This is a genomic window from Enterobacter cloacae complex sp. OE43NF, from assembly GCF_023544405.1.
In the GTDB taxonomy this organism is placed as follows: Bacteria; Pseudomonadota; Gammaproteobacteria; order Enterobacterales; family Enterobacteriaceae; genus Enterobacter; species Enterobacter cloacae.
This window is the reverse complement of record NZ_JAMJFW010000126.1, coordinates 1-1,747: the sequence shown is the minus strand read 5'-3', so window position 1 is coordinate 1,747 and position 1,747 is coordinate 1. Positions and strand designations below refer to the sequence as shown.

The window sequence follows — 1,747 nt, the reverse complement described above, 5'->3', positions numbered from 1 at the left end:
CGCATGGCTACTGGCATCAACGAAAAGAGTAAACAAAATCCTCGTTTTCTTTACTCGTCTGACCGCTCAAAAAATGTACTTCGCGTACGTTCTCGTCCGGTTGGCCTTCAACCCCCACCGATAAATAACCGTCAATACGGCGCTCACTTAACGCTTACCTGATTTTATGGCGTGCCGATTACGGATTTTGTTGCTAACCTGCTTTGGCTTTTAACCTCAAACACAGCTCTTATTTGAAAAAGGAATATTATGATGGATTTTGTATATGCCCATAACACTGCAATTGGCTTTTTGCTGTTGTTTGTCAGCTTAGTCTCGCTAGTCACTGTTGTTGCTGGGGAGCATGAAACTAAGCCTGCCATCAGTCTATATTGCGCTTTTTTCGTCTTTTTAGTGGCTGGCATTCTTCTGGTTGGGCGTTAAGCTCGACATTAGCATCATAGCCTGATCGTGATGGTTGATTGACGTGGCGGGGATGTGCAGCGTATCTTCTTTCCCTAAACGAAAAAACCCGCGTTCTCAGGCGCGGGCTTTGACGGGCTAACCAGTTTTCTCAGGACTGATTAGCCAGGTAGCGTGTTCTAGGGGAACAACGTCACCAAATCAGTGATCTCAGTGTAGCCGCAGTTAGGCGCATACTTCAAGACCTCTCGACCTATTCCCCTGCATGAACACGCTACCGCATAGGCTGTTGCCTTTTAGCGGCGCTTTGCCGTGTCTGACGAACTGGAAGCATGAGTTTGTCATAGTCGGGGTTTGAAGCCCAATGGAGCGGAAATGTACGCTAAGAACCTAACTGCATGATTTTAGGTCTATGAAGTCGTGGCGTTGTTCGTCAGGTTTACGTTGATTTGATTACCGGGTTTATTAACACTGAAAGTACCTGAAACCGCATGGCTACTGGCATCAACGAAAAGAGTAAACAAATCCTCGTTTTCTTTACTCGTCTGACCGCTCAAAAAATGTACTTCGCGTGCGTTCTCGTCCGGTTGGCCTTCAACCCCCGCTAACGGCCAGTACCATTTCAACTGAGGTTGGTGACGGGAAGCAGTACGGTAGTAGTCGTGATTTTACTGCGGCACCAGTGCTGGTACCCGTCAGTACAGCACTGGTGGCCGGACAACATTGCTGGGCATCAGCAAACGAGGTAACAAAAAGATTCGAACATTGCTTTTAGTCAAAAAAATGCAGACTCAGCTGCATTTTGCGCATGCGCAAAACATTTAGTTCCTGTGCTGATATCGCGTACCTGGATATTCCGTTCCCCTTAATTGCCGTGAGTAGAAGTTATCGAGGTTGTTAACCGCCTTTCGCGGATCTAAATCAGGTACATTATTCCAGTCAACGGAATGGCTAACGCCAGCCACATCATCATCATTGAGGTTTTTTTTAGCATTAGTTTCAGCAATATCCCGCCTGAATTCCCGCCAGATATGCTTCATGTCATCAATAAAGTTTCTGGTCCAGTTTTTCATTGCGACCTCCCGTACACAATGGTTTGTCTCTCAGATTTTAATTCTCCAGTCATAAAATATCCCTACACTTCGTATATCACTTAACTGTTACATACCTGATGGTGGCATTCAGCGCTTATAGAGCCTAATCCAATCGATGGTCTCGATAAACTGGTCGTTATCCAGTTCCGCGCAGTTCGCAAAAATTGCTTCAGCTACGCGTCCCTGACACTTTTCAGGGCACTGTTGCAAAGTTAGCGATGAGGCAGCCTTTTGTCTTATTCAAAGGCCTT

At 46.1% G+C, this 1,747-nt stretch carries 2 protein-coding genes and 1 pseudogene; 2 read left to right on the top strand and 1 reads right to left on the bottom strand.

Going from position 1 to position 1,747, the window contains the following annotated elements; genetic code table 11:
* Positions 1–249: 249 nt before the first annotated feature.
* Both M8370_RS23265 and M8370_RS23260 read left to right on the top strand, forming a co-directional pair.
* Complete coding sequence (locus tag M8370_RS23265) at positions 250–423, top strand: hypothetical protein (RefSeq protein WP_154816747.1); 174 nt, start codon at positions 250–252, stop codon at positions 421–423.
* A 580-nt stretch (positions 424–1,003) separates the two neighbouring features.
* A pseudogene (locus tag M8370_RS23260) lies at positions 1,004–1,176 on the top strand (transposase); the annotation flags it as partial.
* Between the two features lie 47 nt (positions 1,177–1,223).
* On the opposite strand, the gene M8370_RS23255 reads toward M8370_RS23260, so the two are convergent.
* Positions 1,224–1,475, bottom strand: a complete 252-nt coding sequence (locus M8370_RS23255; protein WP_049120190.1) for a hypothetical protein — start codon at positions 1,473–1,475, stop codon at positions 1,224–1,226.
* Between the last annotated feature and the right edge of the window lie 272 nt (positions 1,476–1,747).

Excerpts from the sequence above, each read along its gene's own strand:
- M8370_RS23265 (WP_154816747.1), top strand. The coding sequence starts at position 250 with ATGATGGATTTTGTATATGCCCATAACACTGCAATTGGCTTTTTGCTG.
- M8370_RS23255 (WP_049120190.1), bottom strand. The coding sequence starts at position 1,475 with ATGAAAAACTGGACCAGAAACTTTATTGATGACATGAAGCATATCTGG.